This is a genomic window from Blastococcus sp. SYSU D00820 (assembly GCF_054050695.1).
Genome location: NZ_JBJGZW010000031.1, coordinates 14,513 through 30,545 on the forward strand (window position 1 = coordinate 14,513; position 16,033 = coordinate 30,545).

Genomic DNA, 16,033 nt, shown 5'->3' on the forward strand with positions numbered 1-16,033 from the left:
CGTTCCTCGTGCACTGCCGGTGCTGCGGCACCGGCCGTGCACGAGGAACCCCGGCACTCCGGTCACCGCCGCCGGAGCAGACCGCGGCGGACGCGCTCGGCGAGCACTCCGGGCCGGCCGATGTCGGCCCACGTCCAGCGGACGACGCCCCAGCCCGCCTCCCGCAGGGCGTCCTCCCGGAGCTTCTCCTCGAACACCGCGTCACCGGGGGACAGGCCCGGCCGCAGCAGCCGGCCGTACTTGACCCGCCCGTCGAACTCCCCGAGCAGCCGCTCGGCTTCCCAGGCGAAGTCGGCCCGGCCCAGGAACCGGCCGGCGGGGTCGTGCACCGGCAGCTGCAACGTGCTGGGTGCCAGGCCGGCGCGGAGCAGCACCAGCCGGCTGCGGGACTCGCCGACGCTCTCGCTGCGCCGGTCGGCGAGGGCCACCGCCCGTGCCGCGGAGCGGCTGCCGCGGGTGCCGGCGATCCCGGGCAGGCGGGCCACCAGGTCGTCGTCCGCCAGTGCCCGCCGGTAGAGCGCGCCGTCCAGGGCGACGACCGCGGGCTCGACCGGCAGGGACCGCGCGAGGTCCAGGGCCGTGCGCACCGGATCGGTCACCGGGATGCCGTCCACCTCGACGACGTCCTTCTCGGACAGCCGGGCGACGTGGGAGCGCAGTGTCGTCCCGACCTCGCTCGAGGCCGGTGGCTGCCGGGTGACGTGCACGCGGTCGAGGTGGACGCCCCACAGCGTCCAGTCGTGGAGCACCGCGGCCGACTGGTGGCTGAGCACCGCGGGGCGGCGCAGCGAGGCCAACGTCGCCCGAATCAGCAGGCGGTGCCGCTCCACGACGTCGGTCGGCAGCTCCCCGGTCACGTACGCGCCCCGGCGCAGGCGGGTGAGGCGGCGGGCGCGCCGCGAGCGGGCGAGCTCGTCGTCGCTCCAGCCGGCGGCGACGAGCGAGCGGCGGAGGACGAGGTCACCGGGCAGCCGTGGTTCCACCCGCCGAGCGTCACGGCGGGGCAGCCGGCAGAGGCCCCGGGACGCGGATCCGTGGACGACGGGGCCGTCTGTGGACGGCCGATCCGGCCCACCATTGCCGGCGTTCCCCGTGCAGTGCGTGCACTGCAGCGCCGGCCGTGCACGAGGAACCCCGGCAATGGAACTCCGGGCCCCGGTCACGGGACCGGAGCCGACTCCTCCGCCCCGGACGACGACGACGCCGCGTCCGGCCGCTTCCCCCGCGGCTGCGGAGGCGGCGTGGTCGCCCAGCGCAGCAGCGCCACCACGACCCACCCGGCCAGCAGGCACCAGGGCAGCCGGCCGGCCACCTCGTCGGCGGACAGGTCGCCCCGGAGGCCGAGGCCGAGCACCGGCAGGGCCAGCACGAACCCCACCACGAGGACGTCCCAGCGCAGCGGGCTCATGCCTCAGCGGTCTCCAGCCGCTCGCAGAGCAGCGACGCCCAGCGGTGGGCGGTGGCCCGCACCCCGTCGAGCAGGGCGACCGGCGCCGTCGCGCGGCCGAGCACCGCGGCCGGGTCGGCGGTGAGGTCGGTGTCCTGCACCATCAGCGCGTCCACGCGGGGCAGCGCGTCCAGCCACGGGCCGACGTCCTCGGGCTTGCGGGTGGCCTCGACGACCGCCCACACCGCCGTCGGCGACCAGATCGCCAGCATCTGCTCGAGCCAGGTGCGACCGGAGGCGCGCAGCGGTGCGTCGACGGCGACGATGGTGAGGGTGCCGGCGTTCGCGGCCTGCTGCTTGCGCTCGAGCGCGGTGTCGACCGAGGAGATCCGGCTGGCCTCGGGCGCGAGCGAGGCGAGGTCGCCGCGGGTGGCCCACTGGAGGCGGTCGCCGTCCAGGCGCAGCGACGCCGCGAGCGAGCGGGCGGCGGCGAGGGTCTCCACGCCGGGCCCGACCACGAGCAGCACCTCACCGGGGCCGGTGGGAGCGGCCGGCGCGGTCGGGAGCGCGGCCGACAGGGCGCGGGTCAGCGCCGCGTAGGTGCCCTGGGCGGCCACCTCGCCGGCGAAGCCGCCGCCGAGCAGGTCCTCGGGGACGCCGAGCGCGCGCAGCCGCGAGACAGTGTTCGCGGCCTCGACCATGCGCGGGTCGACCAGCTCGCGGCCGGACGGGACGACCCCGGTGGCCGGGCGCTCGCGCACCGAGGTGACCACGACCGGGTTGCCCGAGTGCCAGGTGCTGCCCGGGCGGGCCGGCAGCGGGGTCACCGTGGCCAGGCCGGCCCGCGAGGAGGCCACCCGGGCCACCGACTGGCCCGGCACCGGCGGACGGCGCCGCGGCGGCGGCACGGGCGGGCGGGACAGCAGCGGCGGCACGGCCAGCTGCGTGCCGGGGGTGGGCGGCGGGAGCAGCGACAGCGGCGGGAGGACGGCGGTGGCGTCGAGCGGCATCGGGGCCGGGTCGCTGGCGGTGGGCGCCAGCACCTGGGTGTCGACCTCCCACTCGTCGGACTCCGCGGCGGCGTCGACCCACGCCAGCTGGTCGGTGCGGGTGGCGTAGGCCGGAACGGCCGGCCGGCGACCGGCGGAGGTGCTCGACAGCACCCCGCGCAGGATGTCGGTGAGGACGTCGTCGGAGGTGTCGTGCGCCAGCGCGGCGCGCAGCACCTCGGCGATGGCCTCCTCGCGCAGCGACGCCGGGCCGGCGGTCAGCTCCGGCTCGCTCATCCACTCGGGGACGACGGGCGTCGGGACGTCGACCGGCTCGGCGACCTGCTCCTGCACCGGCAGCTCCACCTCGGGCAGCTCCGGCACGACCACCGCGCGGGGCCGCAGCTGCACGACGTCGGGCAGCGGCACCGGCTCCACGACCAGCGGGACGACGACCGGCCGCGGGGCCAGCGGCTGCGGGCGCACCGCGGCGGGCTCGGCCCACATGTCGACGGCGGCGGTCACCGGCTCCGCGACGGGGAAGAGGGCGACGGGGGCGGCCGGCGCGGGCGCGACCACCGGGGCCGGCGCCGGGGGCACCGGCTCCGGCTCGGGCACGACGGCGACGGGCTCGGGCACCACGGCGACGGGCTCGGGCACCACGGCGACGGGCTCGGGCACCACGGCGGCGGGCTCGGGCACCACGACGGCGGGCTCGGGCACCACGGCGACGGGCTCGGGCACCACGACGGCGGGCTCGGGCACCACGGACACCGGCTCCGGAGCCGCGACCGGCTGCGCGGCAGCGACGGGCTGCGGCGCCACCACCGGCTGCTGCGCGACCACCGGCTCCGGGGCGACGGCGACCGGCTCGGGCTCGACAGCGGCCACCGGAGCAGGAGCCGGCGCCGGAGCGGCAGCAGCGGGAACAGGCGCAGGAGCCGGGGCCGGCGCCGGGCGCGGCGCCGCCTGGGCCGCGGCCAGGGCGTCGGCCAGCCCCATCACCGGCGCCGCCGGAGCGGCCGGGGTGCGCAGCAGCGCGGCCGCCGAGGGCCGCTCCTGCCGGCCGAGGGCGCGGGCGAGCCCCTGCGGCTCGGCCTGGGCCACCGCCACGTCGACGGCCTCGCGGACCTCGCGGTCGCCGGCCACCACCTGCGCGAGCGCGGCGGTGAACAGCGACGGCCCGGCGGGGGCCGGCTCGGCCACCGGGGTCGCCGGCGGCCGGGCGGCCGGGCGGCCGGCGGCCGGACGCGGCGCCGCGGCCCGGAGCGCGTCCGCGACCCCGGGGGCCGCGGCGGCGGTGCGGGGGGTGGTCGAGCGCGCGGCGGTCGTCCGGGCCGCGGCGGACCGCAGGGCGGCCGACCGGGCGGACCCGCCACCGGCGCCGGGGCGGGCGGCCGCGGTGCGCGAGTAGACGTCCAGCTCCGGCTCGGCGCCGCCGCCGAGGAGGCCGGCGAGCTCGTCGACCGGGTCGGGCAGGTCGTCGTCGTAGCGCACGGCGGGGCGCGCCGCGGGAGCGGTCCGGGTGCGGGCCCGCCGCTCCTCGTGCTCGCGCCAGACGTCGCGGGCGGAGCCGCCGGCGAGCTCGTCGCGGCGCAGCGCCTCCTCGATCCGGCGGGCCGACTGCGACAGCGGCGCGGGCTCGCGGCGCATGGCGGCGTCGTGCCGCGGGCGGGCGCGGCGGCCGGCCGGCTCGTCGTCCTCCGGCAGCTCGACCTCGGCGACGTACCGCTCGGTGGCGAAGAAGCCCATCACGCCGCCGGAGCGGACCTTGCGGACGCCCACGACGCGCGCCGACGGCCCGTACTGCTCGCGGGCGGCGGCGACGGCGGCTTCCCGCGTGGCGGCCTCAACGGATGGCAACGGCACCGCTCACCACTCCCAAGGACTCGATCTGGGCCGTCCGGGAGACCTCCGAGTAGGAGATCACCGGCAGCCGGGGCAGGACCTGGCGCATCAGGCGGGACAGCGCCGCCCGGACCTGGGGGGAGCACACGAGCACGGGGGAGAAGCCGTGGCGTTCGGCCTCCTCGAGCATGCCGGTGCACCCGGTGACGAGGGCGTCGACCGACCCGGCGTCGAGGGCCAGCACCTGGCCGGCCTCGCTCTGCCGCACCGCCTCGAGCAGCCGCTGCTCGAACGCCGGCTCCAGGGTCAGGACGTACAGCCGCTCGTCGGGCGTGACGTACGGGTGGCTGATCGCCGCGCCGAGCGACGCCCGCACCGCCTCGACCAGGCCGTCGAGGTCGGTCGACGTCTTCGCCCGCACCGAGAGCGCCTCGAAGATGCGCACCAGGTCGCGGATGGAGACGTTCTCGGCCAGCAGCGCGTGCAGCACCCGCTGCACCTCGCCGAGGGTGAGCAGCGCCGGCGTGAGCTCCTCGACGACGATCGGGTGGCTGCGGCGGACCATCTCCACCAGCAGCCGCACGTCCTCGCGGCCCAGCAGCTCGGCGGAGTTCTGCCGCACCACCTCGGCCAGGTGGGTGGTGATGACCGAGGACCGGTCGACGACGGTCGCGCCGGACATCTCCGCCTGCCGCTGCAGCTCGATCGGCACCCACTTGGCGGGCAGGCCGAACACCGGCTCGCGGGTGGCCTTGCCCGGCAGCCCGTCCAGCGCGTCGCCGATGGCGAGCACCGTGCCGGCCGGGGAGGTGCCTCGGGCGGCGGGGACGCCGTTGAGCCAGATGACGTAGGTCGAGGCGGGCAGGTCCAGGTTGTCGCGGGTGCGGACGAGCGGGATGACCAGGCCGGTCTCCATGGCGACCTTGCGGCGCAGCGCCTTCACGCGGTCGAGCAGGTCGCCGCCGCGGGCGGTGTCGACCAGGTCGACCAGGTCGAAGGCGACCTCGAGCTCCAGCGGGTCGACCCGCATCTTCTCGGCGATGGCCTCCGGGGAGTCCGGCTGCGCGTCCTCCTCGCCGGCGACCGGCGCATCGGCGTCCTCGTCGACCTCGACGACCTCCTGCATGCGCGCGGCCAGCAGCAGGAACAGGCCACCGATGATGATGAAGGGCAGCTTGGGCAGGCCGGGGATCAGGCACAGCGCCAGGGCGGCGCCGCCGGCGATCCGCACCGGCTGCTTGAACCGGCCCAGCTGGGCCAGCAGGTCGCTGCCCATGTCGCCCTCGGTGGCCGACCGGGTCACGATGATGCCGGTGGCGGTCGAGAGCAGCAGGGCCGGGATCTGGGAGACCAGGCCGTCGCCGACGGTCAGCAGGGAGTAGGTGGCGACGGCGTCCCCGGGCGCCATGCCCTTCTGCATGACCCCGATCGCGAACCCGCCGATCAGGTTGATCAGCGTCACGATGATGCCGGCGATGGCGTCGCCCTTGACGAACTTGCTGGCACCGTCCATCGAGCCGTAGAAGTCGGCCTCGGCGGTGACCTCGGAGCGGCGCTTGCGCGCCTGCTTCTCGTTGATCAGCCCGGCGTTGAGGTCGGCGTCGATCGCCATCTGCTTGCCCGGCATGGCGTCGAGGGTGAAGCGGGCGCCGACCTCGGCGACGCGGCCGGCACCGTTGGTGATGACGACGAACTGGATGATCGTCAGGATCACGAAGATCACCAGGCCGACGATCAGCGAGCCGCCGATCACGAAGTGGCCGAAGGCCTCGATCACCTTGCCCGCGTAGCCGTCGCTGAGCACCAGCCGCGTCGAGGAGACGTTGAGGGCCAGCCGGAACAGCGTGGCGATCAGGATCAGCGACGGGAAGACGGCGAAGTCCAGCGGCTTCCTGATCTGCATCGCGACGAGCAGGATCAGCAGCGAGCAGGTGATGTTGAAGCCGAGCAGGACGTCCAGCAGCGTGGCCGGCAGCGGCACGACCAGCATGAGGACGATGGCCACCACGCCGATCGGGACGGCGGCCTTCGTCAGTCCTCGCACGTGCAGGTCATCGGCAGCCGGCGGGGGCCGGGCGACCGCGGTCGGCCCACCCGTCACAGCCGTACCAACGCCCCGGTCGGTCAGGAGGACGACGGCGCGGGGATCCTCCGGCGGCCGGCCTTGGGCAGGTCGCGCACGTCCGGCGCCTCGAACCCCGGCCGGTGGAAGCCGCCGACCACGCCGCGGGCCCCCAGCTGCATGACGAACGCCAGCACCCGGGCGACGGCGGTGAACAGCTGCGGCGGCACCTCCTGGCCGATCTCGCAGGAGGCGTGCAGCGCCCGGGCCAGCGGGATGTCCTGCACCAGCGGCACCCGCGCCTCGGTCGCCCGCTCGCGCAGCCTGGCGGCGATCTCGTCGGCGCCCTTGGCGACCACGCGCGGCGCGCCGCGGTCGGCCTCGTACTTCAGCGCGACGGCGACGTGGGTGGGGTTGACCAGCAGGACGTCGGCGGCGGCGACGTCGCTCATCATCCGGTTGCGGGACATGGCCAGCGCGGTCGAGCGCCGCTGCGCCTTGACGTGCGGATCGCCCTCGGACTGCTTGTGCTCCTGCAGGATCTCGTACTTGCTCATCTTGAGCTTCTTCATGATCTGCCGGCGCACGATCACGTAGTCGGCGATCGCGATGACCAGGCCGGTGATCGCCACGACGCGGAACATGAGCACCGCCGAGGCGGTGAAGGTCTCGGTGATCACCGACAGCGGCAGCGCGCCGGCGGCCGACACCAGTTCCTGCGCCCGCCCGCTGGTGACGATGACGACCGCCCCGAGCGCGGCGGTCTTGATGACCGCCTTGGCCGCCTCCCAGAGGCCGTGGCCGCCGAACATCCGCTTCATCCCGCTCAGGGGGTTGAGCTTCTGCAGCGTGGGCTTCATGCCCTTGGCCGAGACGGTGACGCCACCCTGGGCCGCCGAGGCCGCCGTCCCGACCAGGAGCATCCCGAGCGCCAGCGGCAGCACCGCGGACAGGAACGCCGACAGCGCCTGCCCGAACAGCTCGAACAGCGCGGCCGGCTCGGGGTGCCGGGCCACCGAGCCGACCTGCACGAACAGCTCGCCGATGGCGTCGTAGGCGTTGCCGACCAGCATCGGCAGCAGCACGCTGGCCGCGGCCATGGACAGCCAGGTGCCGAGCTCCTGGGTCCTCGGGATCTGCCCGTCCTTGCGCGCCTTCTTCAGGCGCTGGGGAGTGGGCTTCTCGGTCTTCTCACCACCCGGTCCGTCAGCGGCCATCAGCCGGTCCTGATCGAGACGACGGCGCGGGTGGCCTGCTCGATGAGCGCGTCGAGGGCCGGCGGCAGCAGCGGGAAGGTCAGCCCGAGCAGGGTCAGGGTCAGCATGATCTTGACCGGGTAGCCGAGGGTGAAGACGTTGAGCGCCGGGGCGGCCCGCGACAGCAGCGCCATCGCGACGTCGGCCAGCAGCAGGACGGCGACCATCGGGCCGGCGATCTGCAGCGCGGCCAGGAACATCATCGAGAAGGCGGTGATCATCACCTCGCCGAGCTGCTCGGTGGGCAGCGAGGCGCCGACCGGCAGCCCCTCGTATGAGGTGGCGAAGCCGCGCACGATCATCATGTGCCCGCCGCTGGTGAACAGCAGCGCCGTCGCCAGCAGGTAGTGCAGCCGGCCGATCGAGGAGTTCATCGTCATGGCCAGCGGGTCGTAGGCCGGCTGCAGGCTGAAGCCGCCGCTGACGTCGATGAGCTCACCGGCGAACTGGACGGCGGTGAAGAACAGCTGGACGACGAAGCCCAGCGCCGCCCCGATCGCCACCTCGGTGAGCCCGCCGAGCACCAGGAAGCTGGTGGTGATGTCCGGCAGGCCGGCGGCGACCCGGGCGTACAGCGCGACCGACAGCGCCAGCGCCAGCGCGCCCTTGACCGGCGCCGGGATGCTGCGGGTGTTGAACGGCGGGGCGACCAGCACGAACCCCGCCGCGCGGGCCGTGGTCAGCAGGACCGCCGCGAGGGAGACCGCCGGGACCTCGAGGTCCATCGCCGCCTCAGGTCCGGCCGAGGAGGCCGGGCAGCTCGTCGAACAGGTGGTGGGTGAACGACACCAGCTCGGACAGCACCCAGTTGCCCGTGACGAGCAGCGCGATGGCGACGGCGATCATCTTCGGCACGAAGGAGAGCGTCGCCTCCTGGATCTGGGTGGCCGCCTGGAACAGCGAGATCAGGAAGCCCACCAGGAGCGCGGTCAGCAGCACCGGGGCGGCCACCTTGGCGGCGACCCACATGGTCTGCATCGCGATGTCGGTGACGTCGGCGTCGCTCATCCGTAGCTCCCCACCAGGGCGGTGGTGATCAACGCCCACCCGTCCACGACGACGAACAGCAGCAGCTTGAACGGCAGCGACACGATCGACGGGGGGACCATCATCATGCCCATCGACATCAGCGCCGCGCTGACCAGCATGTCCAGCACCAGGAACGGGATGAACACGACCAGCCCGATGATGAAGGCGCTCTTGAGCTCCGACAGCACGAAGGCCGGGATCAGGGTGGTCATGCTGACCGACTCCCGGTCGGCCGGCTGCTCCTCGCCGGAGAGGTTCACCATCAGCTTGAGCTCGTCCTCGCGGGTGTTGTCCAGGAGGAAGGACTTCAGCGGGACGACGCCGGCGTCGTAGGCCTGCGACACCGTCATCTGCCCGTCCAGGTAGGGCTGGACGGCCGACTCGTTGATGTCGGAGAACACCGGGCCCATCACGAACAGGGTCAGGAACAGCGCGATGCCGGTCAGGACCGAGTTCGGCGGGGAGGACTGCAGCCCGAGCGCGTTGCGCGTGAGCGACAGCACCACCGCGATCTTGGTGAACGAGGTGGCCAGCAGCAGTACCGACGGCGCCACCGACAGCACGGTGATCGCGAGGATCAGCGTGATCGAGGTGCTCGGGCTGCCGCCGCCGACGGAGATGTCCACGCCGCCGTCGACCGCGGGGACGACCGGGGCGGTCGGCGCCGTCGGGGCGGTGGGCGCGTCGGGGGCGGCCGCGGCCGGGCCGGCCAGCAGCACGGCGGCGACGGCGAGGCCGGCCAGCGCGAGCAGCAGCAGGGCGACCCGGCGCAGGCCGGGGAGGAGCGCCCGCGACGTGCCCGGGGGCGCGCCCCGGAGCAGGGCGGGGGAGGAGCTCATCAGCGGCGCACCGTCCGCTCGCGCATCGACTGGACGAAGCTGGCCCAGCCGCCGCGGTCGAACACCGAGCCGGCCAGGGCCCCGCCGCTGCGGGGGGCCGGCAGCCGGGTGCCGGTGCCGGCCGGGCCGGCCGTCGCGCCGGCGAGCTCGCGCTCGGCCAGCGAGGTCTCCACGGCCTCGCCGTCGAGCTCGGCGAGCAGGGTGACCGACTCCTCGGTCGCGCCCACCACGAGCACGCGGTCGGCGATCCGCACGACGCTGACGCTGCTGGCGCGGCCCATGCGCTGCCGGGCGACGACCTCGACCAGGCCGTTGGCCTGGCCCAGGCCGCGCTTCCTGGCCAGGCGGGCGGCGAACCACAGCACGCCGCCGACGAAGGCCAGCGACAGCACCAGCCGGATGACCATCCACGTCACGGCGTCTGCTGCCCGATCTCGGAGGCGTCGGCGACGATCTCGCTGATCCGCAGCCCGAAGTCCTCGTCCACGACGACGACCTCGCCGCGGGCGATCAGCGTGCCGTTGACCAGCAGGTCGGCCGGGGCGCTGGCGGCGCGGTCGAGCTCGATGACCTCGCCCGGGTGCAGCGACAGCAGCTCGCCGACGGTCATCCGGGTGCGGCCGATCTCGACGGTGACCTCCATGGCCACGTGCCGCAGCAGCTCCAGGCTGCCGCGCTGGGCGCGCGGCGCCGTCGGCAGGGTGACCTGCAGGGCGAGCGTGGCCTGGTGGTCGGTCTCGCCGACCAGCGGGACGGCGACGAACATCCCCTTGTCGCGCAGCCCGTCCAGCGCGGTCACCGGGTCCTCGGTGCGCTCGGAGTCGATCCGCACCCGGCCGAGGGTGGCCGCGGCGGCCTCGAGGGCCGGGCGCAGCGCGGTGGCGACGTCCATGGGGCCGACCGGCGAGTTGTCGAGGGCCTCGACGACGTCGGCCGACAGCACCAGGACGACGTCGCCGGTGACCTCGCCGGAGAGCCGGGCGGTGACCGCCGCGGCGGCGGCCGGCGGCAGCGGGACGGCGTCGGGGTCGGTGACCGCCGGGCCGGCCTGCAGCTCGGTGGTGGCGGGGACCAGGGCGGCGGCGGCGCGGGCGGCGGCCACCACGACCGCGGCGATCGTCTCCGAGGCCTGGGTGTGGTCCAGCGTGGCGGTCATGCGGTGTCCTTCGCGGCGTACGGGGTGGGCACGATGGCGGCGGCGAGCCGGCGGCGGTGGTTGCTCGCGATCGCGTAGGCGAACGTGACGTCGTTGGTGGTGACCTCGAGGGGGCTGTCCCTCGGGTGGCGCAGCAGCAGGACGTCACCGACGGCCAGCGACAGCAGGTCGGAGGAGGAGACCTCCAGCGGCGTGAACCGGACGCTCACGTCGACCGGCACGAGGTTCAGCCGCTGGGTGAGCAGCTCGGCGGCCCGCTCCCGCTTGCGCTGCGCGGACTCCGACAGGTGCGGGGAGGCGGCGTTGTTCAGCGCCTGGTGGAACGAGGAGAAGGGCAGGACCAGCGTCGCGGTGCCCTCGCGGCTGCCGACGGCCAGCTCGAAGCTGGCGACCATCACGGTGTCCGAGCCGGCCGCGGCCTGGGCGAGGGCCGGGTTGTACTCGATGCCGTCCGGCACCGGCTGCATGTCGGCGATGTGCGCGAACGCCGCCTGGAACTCCTGCAGCAGCCGCCGGTGCAGCTGGCCGGTGATGGTGGTCTCCATCGCCGTCATGGGCCGCTCGGGCTGCTGGGCGGCGCCCGAGCCGCCGAGCATGTGGTCGACGGTGGCCATCGCGATGTCCAGCGGATAGGCCAGCAGCCCCTTGCCGGCCAGCGGCTCGAAGGTGAACGTCGTCATGAAGTACGGGTTGGGCAGCGTGGCGACGTAGTCGTCGTAGGAGTGCTGCTCGATGCCCAGCAGCTCCATCCGCGCGCCGGTGCGCAGCAGGGTGGTGAGGACGGTCGTCGCCTGGCGGGCGAAGGCCTCCTGGGCGATCTGCAGCACCCGCACGTGCTCGCGGCTGAGCTTGGTCGGCCGGCGGAAGTCGTAGGTCCGGGGTTCGCCGCGCCGGCTGCGGCCGCCGGCGGCGGTCCCCGGAGCCGGCGCGAAGGGCGCGGTTCCGATGTCGGGGCGGGTCACGCTGGAGGTATCGGCGGGGCCCGGACGCGAACTGACCGGCGGCGCGGTGCGCCGCCGGTCAGCCGGGGTGGGTGGTGCGGATGGGACGGACGGGGCCGCCGGGGGAGCTACTGCGTGACGTACTCGGTGAAGTACAGGTCCATGACCATCTCGGTGCCCTCGTCGTCGGTGTAGGCCTCGACGATCTGCTCGGTGAGCGACTCCTTGAGCGCCTCGCGGGCGCCGGTGACGTCGGCCGGGTTGGCCTGCGAGTAGGTCGAGATGACCAGGTCGAGGGCCTGGGCGCCGTCGACGCCCCCGCCGCCGTGCCCGCCGCCGGCCGCGGCCTCGGTCAGCTGCAGCGCGATGCCGACCTTGAGGTAGCCGCCGCCGGCGAGGTTGACCGCCACCGGCTCGAGGGTGAGCACCTCGCCGGCCACCGGCTCCTCGGCCTCGGCGGAGCCGCCGGAGAAGAGGAAGAACCAGGCGGCGCCCGCGGCGGCCAGCACGACCACCAGGCCGATGATCAGCAGCTTGGCCTTGCCGCCGCCCTTGACCTCCTCGCCGTCCTCGGCCGGCTTCTCGTCCTTCTTCTTCCTGCTCACGGGTGACCTCCCTGGGCCGCGGCCTCCAGGCCGGGCAGCAACTCGTTCGCCTCGGCGGAGGCGGTGGACAGCACGACGATGTCGACGCGGCGGTTGAGCGCCAGCGCGTTCGGATCGGTGATCGGGACCAGCGGCCGGGTGTCGGAGTAGCCGGTGCCCGCCATCCGCTCCTGGGGGACGCCGTCCCCGGCCAGGTACCGGACGACGGTGGTGGCCCGGTAGGCCGACAGCTCCCAGTTCGACGGCCACTGCCCGCCGGGGGTGACCGGCAGGTGGTTGGCGTGCCCCTCGACGGCCAGCTGGTGGGTCAGGCCGGCCAGCGTCGGCGCGATCGCGTCGAGGATGGCGCGGCCCTCGGGGCGCAGGTCGGCCTCCTCGGCATCGAAGAGGACGGGGTCGGAGACGATGTGCACGACCAGGCCGCGCTCGTCGATCTCGTAGCGCGCCGCGCCCGCGAAGCCGGCGGCCGACAGCGCCTGGTCCAGCTGCTCGCGGACGCCGTCCAGCTGCGCGTACTGGGTCTGTGCCTCGGCGCTGACCTGCCGGGCCGCCGCCTGGGCGGCCTGGGCGGCCGCGGCGTCGACCTCGGCCTGCTCGACGGTCGGGTCCGGCGGGATGGAGGAGGCGACGTCGATCGCGCCGGGGAGGCCGTCGAGGACCGACCCCTCCGGGGTGGCCTGCGGGATGACCGACACCGGGGTGCCGAACGCGTCGGACAGGCCGCTGGCGAGTGCGGCGAACTTGTCCTTGTCCACCTGGCTCATCGCGTAGAGGACGATGAAGAGGACGAGGAGCAGCGTCATCATGTCCGCGTAGGACACCATCCACCGCTCGTGGTTCTCGTGCTCCTCGTGCTCCTCGTGCTTCTTGCGGCGCGACCCGCCGTGGCCCGCGCTCACGCGGCTTCCTTGGCAGCCTCACTGGGCGGGATCAGGGAGGTGAGCTTCAGCCGGACCGCGCGGGGGCTGGTGCCGGCCTGGATCTCGGCGATGCCCTCGACCAGCAGCGCCATCTGCGCGGCCTGCAGCTCGCTGACCCGGGTGATCTTGGCGCCCATGGGGAGGAACCAGAAGTTGGCCGCCATGACGCCCCACAGGGTGGCGACGAACGCCGCCGCGATCATCGGGCCCAGCGACTCGGGGTCGTTGAGGTTCCCCATCACGTTCATCAGACCGACGATGCAGCCGACGATGCCGATGGTCGGGGCGTAGCCGCCCATCGTGTTCATGAACTTGGCGGCGACCTTGTCCTCGGCCTTCTTGGCCGCGATCTCGCTCTCGAGGACGTCGCGGAGCTGCTCGGGGTCGGTGCCGTCGATGCCCATCTGCAGGCCGCGCTTGAGGAACGGGTCCTCGATCAGCTTGACCTGGGCCTCGAGCGCGAGCAGGCCCTCCTTGCGGGCCTTCTCGGCCAGGCTCACGAGCGTCTGGATCTGGTCGCTCGCCGGCGGCACCTTGGCCGGCATGACGGCCATCTTGAACCAGCTGGGCAGCTTCTTGAGGTCGTCCATGGTCTGGCCGGTCATCGCCGCGCCGAAGGTCGCGACGATGACCAGGATGATCGCCGGCAGGAAGATCAGCGAGCTCGGGTCCGCGCCCTCCATGATCATGAAGACCAGGAGTGCGACCAGCGAGAGGACGATGCCGATCAGGGACGAGGGATCCACGGGTCAGCGCTCCTCGCGGGACGGGAAGGGGACGACCGAGCCGGCGGCCTCGTCGCTCGGCGCGACGGGCGAGCGGTAGGTGCCCCGGTCCATCTCGTAGGCGGTGGCCAGGATGCTGGCCCGGTACTCCCGGATGGCGGTGAGCACCTCCTCGACGCTCTCGCGGGCCACGTACTTGGTGCCGTCGACGAGGAAGACGACGGTGTCGGGGTGGCCCTCGACCCGCTCGATGAGGTCGGGGTTGAGCGCGAACTGCTCCCCGTTCAGGCGCGTCACTCGGATCACGGGAGGGTCCTCTTGCTCGGTGGGGGAGGGGCGGAGAGCGCCGCGTCGCTGCGGTGCCGGCTGTTCTGTCATCGGCCCGCTGACGTGCGTGCTTGAGCCGAACGGGCGGTGCCGAGCGGCCGGGCCCCACCCGATCGGGGGACGCCGGGGACGGGTGACCGGCCCCCGGACACGCCGCGGCCCGGCCCCCGGGCGGGGACCGGGCCGCGGCGTCCCTCAGGAGGTCGTCTGCGATTACCGCTTGAGGTTCACCAGGTCCTGCAGCACCTCGTCGGAGCTGGTGATGACGCGGCTGTTGGCCTGGAACCCGCGCTGGGCGACGATGAGGCCGGTGAACTCCTCGGAGAGGTCCACGTTGGACATCTCCAGCGCGCCGGCCAGCAGCGAGCCGCGCCCACCGGTGCCGGCCAGGCCGATCAGCGGGACGCCGGAGTTGTTGGCGGGCCGGTAGGTGCTGCTGCCGGCCTTTTCCAGACCACCGGGGTTGGCGAAGGTGGCCAGGGCCAGCTGGCCGAGCACCTTGACCTCGCCGTTGGAGAACACGCCGCTGATCGTGCCGTCGTTGCCGAGGCTGAAGGTCTCGAGCACGCCGGCGGTGTAGCCGTCCTGGTCCGACGCGGTGACCGTCGTGGCGCTGCCGTACTGGGTGATCCGGCTGGTGTCGATGGTCACCGGGCCGGTCCACCCGGCGGGGAGGTCGTCGAGGGCGACCGACAGCGGGCCGGTCAGGTTGCCGCTGCCGTCGAAGGTCAGCGCCACGGGGGCGGACATGAGCGGCACCGGCGGCGCGGTGGTGGCGGGGGGCACCGGGGTGCCGGGCATGTTGGCGCTGACCGTCCAGCCACCGGCGGTGCGCTCGAAGACGTAGGACACCGCGATCTCGTTGCCCAGGTCGTCGTACATGGGAATCGAGGTCTCGATCCGCTTGCCGACCTCGGCACCGGCCGAGAGGTTGCCCATGACGGTGCCGGCGGCGGTGGGGCGGGGCTCGGTGCCCTGGCCGAACGGGATCCTCAGCCCGCCGATGCGGCCGTTGGTGTCGACGACGCCGTCGGCGTCGGCGGGCCAGCCCTGGAGGATGGCGCCGCTGTCGGTGATCAGGTTGCCCGTCGCGTCGAAGCCGAAGGAGCCGGAGCGGGTGAACAGCTGCTGGTTGCCCGACTGGACGACGAAGAAGCCGTCGCCCTCGATCATGAAGTCGGTGGTGCGGCCGGTGCTCTGGGTCGCGCCCTGCGCCCAGTTGGTCGAGATGCCGGCGACCTTGACGCCGAGGCCGACCTGGGCCGGGTTGGTTCCGGCGTTGTTCTCGCCCGGCGCGCCACCGGCGCGCAGCACCTGCGAGAGGGCGGCCTCGAAGACGGCCTGCTGGCTCTTGTAGCCGACGGTGTTGACGTTGGCGATGTTGTTGCCGGTGACGTCGAGCTTGGTTTGGTGGGCCTTCAGGCCGGAGATGGCCGAGAACATGGAACGCAGCACGGGGGGCTCCTCGGGGTCGCGCGGAGGCTGGGGTGGACGGATCCCCGGCAGGGGGTCCGGAACGGGTCAGGAGGTGGGGAGGGAGACCTCGGTCAGCCGGCCGAAGGGCACCTCGGTGTTCCCGATGACGGCGACCGGCTCGTCGCCGCCGAAGCGGACGGAGGTGACCAGGCCGGTCTTGGCCAGGCCGTCGGTGCCGGTGTAGCCGACGGTGTGGCCCACGAGCGCGCCGGCGGACAGCGAGCGCTGCAGGGACAGCAGGGACGCGTTCTGGCCGGCGATCTCCTCCAGCTTCTCGACCTGGGTGAACGTCGCGGTCTGCGACATGAACTCGGTCGTGCTGGCCGGGTTGCTGGGGTCCTGGTAGCGCATCTGCGCGACCAGCAGCTGCAGGAACATGTCCTTGCCGCTCTGGTCGGGCCGGTCGACGGTCGTGGTGGGCGTGACCGTCGGCACGCCGACGCCGCTCACGGGGCTGGTCATGGCTGGCGTTC

General features: G+C 74.1%; 17 protein-coding genes. All 17 read right to left on the reverse strand.

What is annotated here, in order from left to right; all coding sequences use genetic code 11:
* Window positions 1–62: 62 nt before the first annotated feature.
* The 17 genes from ACI79R_RS21850 to ACI79R_RS21930 all read right to left on the reverse strand — a co-directional run bounded on the left by ACI79R_RS21850 (window position 63) and on the right by ACI79R_RS21930 (window position 16,022).
* The gene (locus ACI79R_RS21850) at window positions 63–983 is read right to left on the reverse strand and encodes a hypothetical protein (protein WP_456575783.1); all 921 of its coding nucleotides are present in this window, start codon (window positions 981–983) and stop codon (window positions 63–65) included.
* Between the two features lie 176 nt (window positions 984–1,159).
* Window positions 1,160–1,408 (reverse strand): hypothetical protein, encoded by a 249-nt coding sequence (locus ACI79R_RS21855; RefSeq protein WP_456575784.1) that lies wholly within the window; start codon window positions 1,406–1,408, stop codon window positions 1,160–1,162.
* Window positions 1,405–4,239, reverse strand: a complete 2,835-nt coding sequence (locus tag ACI79R_RS21860; protein WP_456575785.1) for a hypothetical protein — start codon at window positions 4,237–4,239, stop codon at window positions 1,405–1,407. The genes ACI79R_RS21855 and ACI79R_RS21860 overlap by 4 nt, the downstream gene beginning before the upstream one ends.
* Window positions 4,226–6,268, reverse strand: a complete 2,043-nt coding sequence (flhA, locus tag ACI79R_RS21865) for a flagellar biosynthesis protein FlhA (RefSeq protein WP_456575786.1) — start codon at window positions 6,266–6,268, stop codon at window positions 4,226–4,228. Before flhA ends, ACI79R_RS21860 begins: the two co-directional genes overlap by 14 nt.
* Window positions 6,269–6,348: 80 nt before the next feature.
* Complete coding sequence (locus tag ACI79R_RS21870) at window positions 6,349–7,503, reverse strand: EscU/YscU/HrcU family type III secretion system export apparatus switch protein (protein ID WP_456575787.1); 1,155 nt, start codon at window positions 7,501–7,503, stop codon at window positions 6,349–6,351.
* On the reverse strand, window positions 7,503–8,267 hold the full coding sequence (gene fliR, locus ACI79R_RS21875) for a flagellar biosynthetic protein FliR (protein WP_456575788.1): 765 nt from the start codon (window positions 8,265–8,267) through the stop codon (window positions 7,503–7,505). Before fliR ends, ACI79R_RS21870 begins: the two co-directional genes overlap by 1 nt.
* Window positions 8,268–8,274: 7 nt before the next feature.
* Entirely contained in the window at window positions 8,275–8,550 is a 276-nt protein-coding gene (gene fliQ, locus ACI79R_RS21880; RefSeq protein WP_456575789.1) for a flagellar biosynthesis protein FliQ, read from the reverse strand.
* A complete protein-coding gene (gene fliP, locus ACI79R_RS21885; RefSeq protein ID WP_456575790.1) occupies window positions 8,547–9,410 on the reverse strand; it encodes a flagellar type III secretion system pore protein FliP in 864 nt (287 codons plus the stop codon). The genes fliQ and fliP overlap by 4 nt, the downstream gene beginning before the upstream one ends.
* The gene (locus tag ACI79R_RS21890; protein ID WP_456575824.1) at window positions 9,410–9,817 is read right to left on the reverse strand and encodes a FliO/MopB family protein; all 408 of its coding nucleotides are present in this window, start codon (window positions 9,815–9,817) and stop codon (window positions 9,410–9,412) included. The genes fliP and ACI79R_RS21890 overlap by 1 nt, the downstream gene beginning before the upstream one ends.
* Window positions 9,818–9,822: 5 nt before the next feature.
* Window positions 9,823–10,566, reverse strand: a complete 744-nt coding sequence (fliN, locus tag ACI79R_RS21895; RefSeq protein WP_456575791.1) for a flagellar motor switch protein FliN — start codon at window positions 10,564–10,566, stop codon at window positions 9,823–9,825.
* Window positions 10,563–11,528, reverse strand: coding sequence for a flagellar motor switch protein FliM (locus ACI79R_RS21900; RefSeq protein ID WP_456575792.1), 966 nt, complete (start codon window positions 11,526–11,528; stop codon window positions 10,563–10,565). The genes fliN and ACI79R_RS21900 overlap by 4 nt, the downstream gene beginning before the upstream one ends.
* A 107-nt stretch (window positions 11,529–11,635) precedes the next feature.
* Complete coding sequence (locus ACI79R_RS21905) at window positions 11,636–12,112, reverse strand: flagellar basal body-associated FliL family protein (protein ID WP_456575793.1); 477 nt, start codon at window positions 12,110–12,112, stop codon at window positions 11,636–11,638.
* Window positions 12,109–13,011 (reverse strand): flagellar motor protein MotB, encoded by a 903-nt coding sequence (locus ACI79R_RS21910; RefSeq protein WP_456575794.1) that lies wholly within the window; start codon window positions 13,009–13,011, stop codon window positions 12,109–12,111. The genes ACI79R_RS21905 and ACI79R_RS21910 overlap by 4 nt, the downstream gene beginning before the upstream one ends.
* Complete coding sequence (locus ACI79R_RS21915; RefSeq protein ID WP_456575795.1) at window positions 13,008–13,778, reverse strand: flagellar motor protein; 771 nt, start codon at window positions 13,776–13,778, stop codon at window positions 13,008–13,010. The genes ACI79R_RS21910 and ACI79R_RS21915 overlap by 4 nt, the downstream gene beginning before the upstream one ends.
* A gap of 3 nt (window positions 13,779–13,781) precedes the next feature.
* On the reverse strand, window positions 13,782–14,063 hold the full coding sequence (locus ACI79R_RS21920) for a flagellar FlbD family protein (protein ID WP_456575796.1): 282 nt from the start codon (window positions 14,061–14,063) through the stop codon (window positions 13,782–13,784).
* A gap of 234 nt (window positions 14,064–14,297) precedes the next feature.
* Window positions 14,298–15,539, reverse strand: coding sequence for a flagellar hook protein FlgE (locus tag ACI79R_RS21925; RefSeq protein ID WP_456575797.1), 1,242 nt, complete (start codon window positions 15,537–15,539; stop codon window positions 14,298–14,300).
* A 66-nt stretch (window positions 15,540–15,605) separates the two neighbouring features.
* Window positions 15,606–16,022, reverse strand: a complete 417-nt coding sequence (locus ACI79R_RS21930) for a flagellar hook capping FlgD N-terminal domain-containing protein (RefSeq protein ID WP_456575798.1) — start codon at window positions 16,020–16,022, stop codon at window positions 15,606–15,608.
* Between the last annotated feature and the right edge of the window lie 11 nt (window positions 16,023–16,033).